This is a genomic window from Nesterenkonia sp. PF2B19, from assembly GCF_001758425.2.
Classification (GTDB): Bacteria; Actinomycetota; Actinomycetes; order Actinomycetales; family Micrococcaceae; genus Nesterenkonia; species Nesterenkonia aethiopica.
This window is the reverse complement of sequence record NZ_MDSS02000090.1, coordinates 1-7,772: the sequence shown is the minus strand read 5'-3', so window position 1 is coordinate 7,772 and position 7,772 is coordinate 1. Positions and strand designations below refer to the sequence as shown.

7 protein-coding genes are annotated in these 7,772 nt (G+C 67.7%); 6 read left to right on the top strand and 1 reads right to left on the bottom strand.

Annotated elements, in window-relative coordinates; all coding sequences use genetic code 11:
* Together BCY76_RS16525 and BCY76_RS16520 are read left to right on the top strand one after the other, a co-directional pair.
* Nucleotides 1-370: UDP binding domain-containing protein (locus BCY76_RS16525; protein WP_272896871.1), on the top strand; the 370-nt coding region annotated here is incomplete at its 5' end.
* Between the two features lie 42 nt (nucleotides 371-412).
* A complete protein-coding gene (locus BCY76_RS16520) occupies nucleotides 413-1,540 on the top strand; it encodes a hypothetical protein (protein ID WP_085437935.1) in 1,128 nt (375 codons plus the stop codon).
* A gap of 129 nt (nucleotides 1,541-1,669) precedes the next feature.
* On the opposite strand, the gene BCY76_RS16515 is transcribed toward BCY76_RS16520, so the two are convergent.
* Nucleotides 1,670-2,314, bottom strand: a complete 645-nt coding sequence (locus BCY76_RS16515) for a VOC family protein (RefSeq protein ID WP_070158748.1) — start codon at nucleotides 2,312-2,314, stop codon at nucleotides 1,670-1,672.
* Nucleotides 2,315-2,462: 148 nt separating this feature from the next.
* On the opposite strand from BCY76_RS16515, the gene BCY76_RS16510 reads away from it, so the two are divergent.
* The 4 genes from BCY76_RS16510 (at nucleotide 2,463) to BCY76_RS16495 (ending at nucleotide 7,645) form a co-directional block, all read left to right on the top strand.
* Complete coding sequence (locus BCY76_RS16510) at nucleotides 2,463-3,353, top strand: SURF1 family protein (RefSeq protein ID WP_083277268.1); 891 nt, start codon at nucleotides 2,463-2,465, stop codon at nucleotides 3,351-3,353.
* A complete protein-coding gene (locus BCY76_RS16505) occupies nucleotides 3,353-3,856 on the top strand; it encodes a DUF3817 domain-containing protein (protein WP_070158749.1) in 504 nt (167 codons plus the stop codon). The genes BCY76_RS16510 and BCY76_RS16505 overlap by 1 nt, the downstream gene beginning before the upstream one ends.
* Before the next feature lie 395 nt (nucleotides 3,857-4,251).
* The gene (locus BCY76_RS16500) at nucleotides 4,252-5,973 is read left to right on the top strand and encodes an ABC transporter substrate-binding protein (protein ID WP_083277269.1); all 1,722 of its coding nucleotides are present in this window, start codon (nucleotides 4,252-4,254) and stop codon (nucleotides 5,971-5,973) included.
* Complete coding sequence (locus BCY76_RS16495) at nucleotides 5,966-7,645, top strand: ABC transporter substrate-binding protein (RefSeq protein ID WP_070158752.1); 1,680 nt, start codon at nucleotides 5,966-5,968, stop codon at nucleotides 7,643-7,645. The genes BCY76_RS16500 and BCY76_RS16495 overlap by 8 nt, the downstream gene beginning before the upstream one ends.
* Nucleotides 7,646-7,772 lie beyond the last annotated feature (127 nt).

Sequence of the window (7,772 nt, the reverse complement as noted above, 5' to 3'; positions counted from 1 at the left end):
CGCGGATGCGCTCAATGAGGTGGGCAAGCCGTTGAACGGGTCTTCGGTGCTGCTGTTGGGGGTGACGTATAAGCCGGACATCGCGGATCAGCGGGAGTCTCCGGCGGTGCCTGTGGCCAAGGTGCTCACGGAGAAGAAGGCTGAGGTCCGGTTCCATGATCCGTATGTGGAGTCTTGGCATGTCGACGGTGGGGTGCTGCAGCGGGTTCCTGATCTCGAGGAAGCGCTTGTGGGAGCGGATGTCGTGGTGATTCTGCAGCCGCATGGTGTCTATGATCTGGAGGCGATCGGGCAGGTTGTCAGGCGGGCTGGGGGGTTGGTCTTCGATACTCGTGGGGCGACGATCTCTGATGACATCGAACGACTCTGAGGCGGACTCGGTGACTGACAGGCCGAGACGAAGGGACACACCATGACGCATCCGCGCCGCCGCGTGCTGCTGCTCAGCGACGACGACGTCGTCACCGGCACCCTGCGCCGACTCACCCGCATCGGGGAGAACCTGACGGCGGAGGCCGACGTCGTCATGGCCACACTCGCCGGGCAGGTGGCCGCAGGCCCGCAGGAGCCGCGCTTCCCGCTGCAGCGGATCGGCTCCCACTACAGCCTCAACGCCGACCCCGAGATCTGGGAACGGGACTACCTGCTGCCTCGCCTGGACCGGCTGATGAGCGGATTCGCCCCGGATGTGCTGGTGGTCGACGGCGACCTCCCCGCCCGGGTCCTGGAGCGACTGGGCAGGGCCCATCCGACGGTCCACGTGCGCCTGGCCTCCGCCGCCGAGGCACCGATCGGCGGAAAGCCGGCGGCCCGCAGCACGCCGACCCCGGTGATTCTCGGCGAGATCACTGAGGACGGTGCGCAATCGGCCGCGACGACGGCTCCACTGCTCGACGCCGCCGTCCGGGGCGCCACCGGTGGTGGCCTCACTGCCGGCTCGGAGCCCGGCGAGACCAGAGCTCCGACGGTTGTCCTGGACCTGCCCGGGGTGAGCCCCGACACCACCGCGGCTGTGGAGGACGCCGTCCTGGAGTTCTTCGCGGCCCGCCGTCCCGAGTGGAGGGTCGCCCTGCTGGACTCCGCCGTGGCCCGTCGGGCCGCCCCCGGCGTGGAGAGGATCTCAGGAGGAGCCACCGCGGAGCTGGTCTCCCGGACGGTCGGCGCCGTCGCCGTGCCGGGGCACCGGGCCGTGCACACCTGGAGCCCGGCGCGGATCCCCACCCTGTGGCTCACCGAGGGGCCCGGTGGGGAGAAGCCGATCCGCGGGGCGGCAGAGCGGCCCCGCCGTCGTCTCCGGCTCGACCAGCAGGAGGCGCTGCGACGCCGCGCGACCCAGGCCGTCCAGGCCGGCTGGGGGCATCACACCGAGGTGGAGGGCCCACAGGACATCGACGCGCTGCGTGCCCGGCTCACCGGAGCCCTGGACGTCCTGGACGACCGGGGCTGGGCGCCCGCCGGCCCGGCGCGGATGCCGGAGGACGGCGCAGAGCAGGCTGCCGAGGCGATCCTGAGGGCGGCCTCCGCCCAGGCCCCGGCCTGACGCGCCGCCGGGGAGACGGCACAGACGACAGTGGGCGGGGCTCCCGGTCAGGGAGCCCCGCCCACTGTGCGGTGAGTACTGCGGGGTATGGGACGTGTGCTGTGTCAGACGGGTGCGGTGCAGGCCGCCTCAGATGGTGACGTCGCCCGCGGGGGTCCGGAAGGTGGCGGACATGATGCCCGGTGTGCCGGAAGGTGCCACCCAGTCCACCTCGACGTCCTCGAACGGGTCAGCCTTGGGGCAGGCGAGCCAGTCGGCCACGCGGTCCGGGGACCCGGCGATGGCCAGGCGGATGAGCTCAGCCTCGGGCGGGTAGGCCTGCGAGGGATGCAGGTCCTCGGTGCCCTCGTCCCAGCGGAGCAGGTAGGGCACCTGCGGGTCTGCGATGAGCCCCTTGATGCCGATCTGCTGCCAGGTGAGCTCCTGGCCGTCCGGGAACTTCCGATTGCCGGGCACGGACTTGCGCCCCAGCCGGTCCTCGAAGGGGGAGAGGTCGTCGACGGTGACGCACCATCCCATCCAGCCGCCTCCCACCTGGGAGCGGTTCCGCACGGCCTGGCCGAACGGTGCCTTGTCGGCGGAGGGGTGGTCGAGGACCTCGACGATCTCCAGGTACTGGCGGTTCTTCAGAGGAATGATCGAGCTGCGTGTGCCGAAGCGCGGATGGATACCGCCCTTGACGCGTTCCACGCCCAGCTGACCGACAATCCTCTCGACCGTGGCATCCATGCCATCCGGGCCGACCGCATACGAGACGTGATCCAAGCGCATCATGGGTCCATACTGACACCAGCGTGGGCTTCGTCACCAATCGAGAGCGGCTCCGTGACGAGGAGGCGCCTGATCCCCATTCTTCTACCAGGCGTAGAAACATTCTCGGACGCGGTGATCCGAGCCCTGCTGTCCCGCGTATCCTGGTGGGGTGCTCAAGACCGCGCTGCAGCCCAAATGGATCGCGATGCTCGCCCTGGCCCTGATCCTGGCCACGGTGTTCGTCGTGGCCAGTGCCTGGCAGTTCGGCCAGTCGCGGACCGAGGAGACACCCTCCCGGGAGGTCACCGAGGAGCCCGCGCCGCTGACCGAGGTGTACGCGCCGCAGCGTGCGATGACCGCCCTGGACGCGGATCGGATCGTCACTCACTCCGGCGAGTTCGTCGAGGACTCCCAGGTGCTGATCTCCGAGCGGCTGCAGGACGGTGAGCCCGGATGGTGGGCCGTCGCCGCCTTCGCAGTGGACGGCGCCCCCGACGGTGAGGTCATCCCCGTGGTCCGCGGCTGGACCGACGACGTCGACGCCGTGGACGCGCCGCCTGCGGGGCAGCAGCTCGAGCTGCGCGGGCGCCTGCTGCCGCCTGAAGCTCCCGTGGCCGGGGAGCGCGAGGCCGCCCACGTGTTCGCCAGCCTGTCCCCGGCGGAGCTGATCAACGTGTGGGATCTGCCGTCCTACTCCGGATTCGTGGTCGCCTTCGACGTCGTCGACGCGTCCGGCCATGAGATCGGGGCCGAGGCCGAAACCGTCCCTCTGGAGCCGGTCTGGGTCGGACCACAGCCGGAGGGATCCTCCGTGAACTGGCTGAACCTCTTCTACGCCGTGGAGTGGGTCGTCTTCGCCGGTTTCGCCTTCTTCCTGTGGTGGCGACTGGTCAAGGACGCCCATGAGAAGTCGCAGGAGGCCGCGGTGCTCGACACCGAGTGGGAGCAGCAGTGGAAGCAGGAGTACCTGGCCGCCGTCGCCGCCGGACAGAGCCCTCGGGAGGCGGAGGAGACCGCCACCGCGGAGGCGGCGCGCAAGCTCGATGAGAAGGACACGTGATGCCTGAGAACACCGGAGACGCCCCGCAGGTGACCGAGGTGCCTGCCGTGCCGAAGCGGCCCCAGAAGCGGCGCTTCCAAGGCACCATGCAGCAGATCAGCGGCTCGCTGACCTTCTACAAGGTCTTCGCCTTCACCACCGGCATCATGCTGCTGATCCTGGTGGCCAAGATGATCATGGACTACGGCTTCGGCTACGAGCTCTACGCCGGCGGCACCACCGCCGAGGGTGCGGCCAACACGCTCGGCTTCCATCCGAAGGAGTCGGTCAGCGGAGGCACCGGCATCTCCTATTGGACGGCGGTGATCCACGGCTGGATCTACGTGGTCTACGTGATCGCCGGGTTCCGTCTGTGGTTCCTGATGAACTGGCGGTTCTCTCGTCTGGTGACCATCGTGCTGGGCGGAGTGGTGCCGTTCCTGAGCTTCATCGTGGAGCGTCGGATCGCGGCCGAGGTGCGCCGGGACATCGAGGCCAACCCGGAAGCCGTGCGGCGATACTGAACCGCCTGTGACTCGCTGACGATCGGACGCCGATCGGCCCGCCAGCCTCTCCTGGCGGCCCGTGCTCCGGCTGCCATGCGGCGCCCTCACCGACGTGGTGGGGGCGCCGTCGTCGTACCGCCGTGCTCTCTCGGACCGATGGCGGCTCCTTCCGTGCTGACAGACAGGAAATCCCTGGTCAGAAGCTGAATCAGGCATACCGGGGCGCTCCATCGACGTCCCGCTTCATCGATGGAATTCTTCGCTGTGACCTCTTGCACAACGGCGTCCCGGACATTATTGTGCCTCATGTCACAACAAATTCCCAAGACCGTGGCGCTGCTCTTTTCCCTGCATCTGTGTCACCGCACCTGATTCACCGCACCTGATTCACCGCACCTGAGAGGAACCGCACCATGAGGCATACCGTGCGCACCCGTCCCTGGAGGACCCTTCCATGGAGGACCGCTGCCCTGAGCATCACGGGAGCACTGCTGCTCACCTCCTGCGGGGGAGCCGGATCAGCCGAGGAGGACGGCGTCGAGCTCGATGAGGACCAGGTGGGCGTGGGCGCCATGGAGGACTTCGGCGTCGACGACACCTTCGTGGCCACCGAGCCGGTCGAGTTCTCACTGCTGTATCGGAACAATCCGGACCACGGCCTCGACGAGGACTGGATGTTCTTCGATCAGCTCGAGGAGGAGCACAACGTCTCCCTGAGCCTGGTGGACGCCCCGCTGAGCGACTTCGAGGAGCAACGTTCCCTGCTCATCGGCGCCGGCGAGATGCCCGACTACGTCCCTGTGACCTACCCCGGACAGGAGGTGCCCTACCTCAGCGGCGGCGCGGTCCTGCCGATCAGCGACTACCTGGACTACATGCCCAACTTCACCGACAAGCTGGACCGCTGGGAGCTCTGGGACGAGTTCGACGCCCTGCGGCAGGAGGACGGCAAGGCCTACATGCTGCCGGGCCTGCGGGAGGACCCGTTCTACATCTTCAGCCTCGTAGTCCGGGGTGACATCTGGGACGAGCTCGGACTGGAGAACCCGGAGACCTGGGACGAACTGGCGGACCAGCTGCGGGAGGTCAAGGAGGCCTACCCCGACATCACGCCGATGTCCGACCGCTGGGAGCTGCAGAGCACCCTGAACATCGCGTCGGCCAACTTCGACACGGTCGCCGGCTGGGGCTACGGGCAGGGCCTGTACTTCGACCACGATGCCGATGAGTTCATCTACGCCGGGGCCTCCGACGAGTACCGCGAGCTGCTGGAGTTCTTCGCGGGCCTCGTGGAGGAGGGCCTCATGGACGCCGAGACCATGACGCAGGACGACCAGATGGCGGAGCAGAAGTTCTCCGCCGGAGAGTCCTTCGTGATCGGCGGCAACGACGAGTCCACGACCATCTACCACCGAGGGTTCGAGGAACTCGGCACCGAGGGGGCGGAGGCCCGCCTGATCCCCATCCCCGGCGGCCGCGACGGCGACTTCGTGCACAGCGGAGCCCGCTTCGACTCAGGCCTGATGATCGCGAACTCGATGGCGGACCAGGACGACTTCATGGCGCTGCTGCAGTTCATCGACTGGCTCTACTACTCGGACAACGGCCTCGAGTTCGCCACCTGGGGCGTGGAGGGCGAGACCTACGAGCGGGACGCCGACGGTGAGATCGCACTGGACGAGGACATCGACATCAACAGCCTCCACCCAGACGCGGAGGAGCACCTGCTCCGGGACTACGGCTTCCACAACCAGCCGTTCATGCATGCCGCCGGCTCCCTGACCGAGTTCGTGCACTCCGGCCTGCGTCCTCACGTCATCGAGTGGCAGGAGAGCATGCAGCACAAGGAGGAGCGCCCGGTGACTCCGGCGCATCCCTTCACCGACCTGGAGCTGGAGCAGCTGGGCCTCTGGTCCACGAGTCTGACCGACCACGTCCAGACCGCCACTGCCCAGTTCATCCTCGGGCAGCGCAGCTTCGACGACTGGAACTCCTATGTCGCCGAGTTGGAGAACCTCAACATGCAGAGCCTGGTGGACATGGCCAACGAAGCCTATGAGCGGGCCCAGGAACAGATCGACGAGCAGATCGACGACGAGTCCGACGAGCAGAGCGAGGGTGACGGCGATGCATGAGGTCCCAGGCAGGACCACGACGACCGCCGTGCTCGGACTGAGCGCCCTGCTGCTGGCCGGGTGCGGCTCGGGGTCGGCCACCGAGACGGCTGAGATCGACGAGGAGGCGCAGAGCGTCGGCGCGATGGAGGACTTCTCCGTCGGAGACTCCTTCGTCGCCGAGGAGCCGCTGAGCATCTCGCTGCTGTATCGCGACCATCCCAACTACCCGTTGCAGGACGACTGGCTGATCCTCGAACACCTCGAGGAGGAGCACGGGGTCACCCTCGACCCGGTGGTCGCCCCACTGAGCGACTTCGAGGATCGGCGCTCGGTGCTCATCGGCTCCGGCGAGATCCCCGACTATGTGCCGGTGATGTGGCCGGGAGACGAGATCCCCTACATCTCCGGAGGGGCGCTGCTCCCGGTCAGCGACTACCTGGACTACATGCCCCACTTCACCGACAAGCTGGAGCGGTGGGAGCTGCAGGAGGAGTTCGACCAACTGCGGCAGGAGGACGGCAAGGCCTACATCCTGCCCGGCCTGCGGGAGGACCCCTTCCACAACTGGTCCGTGGCCATCCGCGATGACATCTGGGCGGACATGGGCTTCGAGGACCCGGAGACCTGGGAGGAGTTCCAGGACCAGCTGGAGCAGATCTCCGAGGAGCACCCCGAGATGACCCCATGGTCCGACCGGTGGGAGATGAACGCCACCTTGAACCTCGCCGGGCCGTCCTTCGACACCGCCGGCGGCTGGGGGTTGGGCAACGGACTCTACTTCGATGCCGACGCCGACGAGTTCGTCTTCACCGGGGCCACCGACGAGTACCGGGAGATGATCGAGTACTTCGCCGGACTGGTGGCAGACGGCCTGATGGACTCCGAGTCGATGACGCAGGACGACGACTCCGCCGTGCAGAAGTTCGCCTCCGGGCAGTCCGCGGCCATCGCCTCCAACGAGGAGGAGCTGCAGACTCTGCGCACCGCCTTCGAGGAGATCGGGGAGGACGACGCCGAGGTCCGGATGATCCGCGTGCCCGCCGGACCGGCGGGCGACAACGTCGCCGGTGGGGGACGCTTCGACGTCGGGATGGTCCTGGGCGCCCATACGGCGCAGCGCGAGGACTTCATCGCGATGCTGCAGTTCCTCGACTGGCTCTACTACTCAGACGAGGGCCTGATCTTCGCCACCTGGGGTGTGGAGGGCGAGACCTACGAGACCGACGAGGACGGCGAGCGGGAACTGGCCGAGAATGTGGACATCAAGGGCTTCAACCCGGGGGCCGAGGAGCACCTCTCCATCGACTACGGCTTCTACAACGGGGTGTTCACGCATAACTTCGGCTCCGACACCGAGATCTTCCTGTCCCTGATGAGCGACGAGATCGTGGAGCTGCAGGAGCAGATGGCCGACAAGGAGGAGCTGCCCCTGCAGCCGAGCATCCCCTTCAGCGAGTTGGAGCTGGAGCAGGCCGCGCTGTGGCAGAACTCGCTGACGGACCAGGTGGACCAGGCCACCGCGCAGTTCATCCTCGGTCAGCGGGACCTGGACGACTGGGACTCCTATGTGGCCGAGCTCGAGGCGCGGAACATGAACGACTACGTCGAACTCGCCAATGAGGCCTACCAGAGGGGTCAGGAGATGCTGGACGAGCTCGACGAGGTCGACGGGCCCGGGGAGGACGACTGATGACGACCATCCAGTCCACCCCCGGTGGCACGCCGGGCCGTGGGACGGCCGCCGTCGCCGTCGTGCGAGGACGCCGCCGCGGCGGCGGCGGGACGCCGTGGTCGGGGTGGGTATGCGGGGACCAATG

Excerpts from the sequence above, each read along its gene's own strand:
- BCY76_RS16505 (WP_070158749.1), top strand. The coding sequence starts at position 3,353 with ATGCCTGAGAACACCGGAGACGCCCCGCAGGTGACCGAGGTGCCTGCC.
- BCY76_RS16500 (WP_083277269.1), top strand. The coding sequence starts at position 4,252 with ATGAGGCATACCGTGCGCACCCGTCCCTGGAGGACCCTTCCATGGAGG.
- BCY76_RS16495 (WP_070158752.1), top strand. The coding sequence starts at position 5,966 with ATGCATGAGGTCCCAGGCAGGACCACGACGACCGCCGTGCTCGGACTG.
- BCY76_RS16515 (WP_070158748.1), bottom strand. The coding sequence starts at position 2,314 with ATGATGCGCTTGGATCACGTCTCGTATGCGGTCGGCCCGGATGGCATG.
- BCY76_RS16520 (WP_085437935.1), top strand. The coding sequence starts at position 413 with ATGACGCATCCGCGCCGCCGCGTGCTGCTGCTCAGCGACGACGACGTC.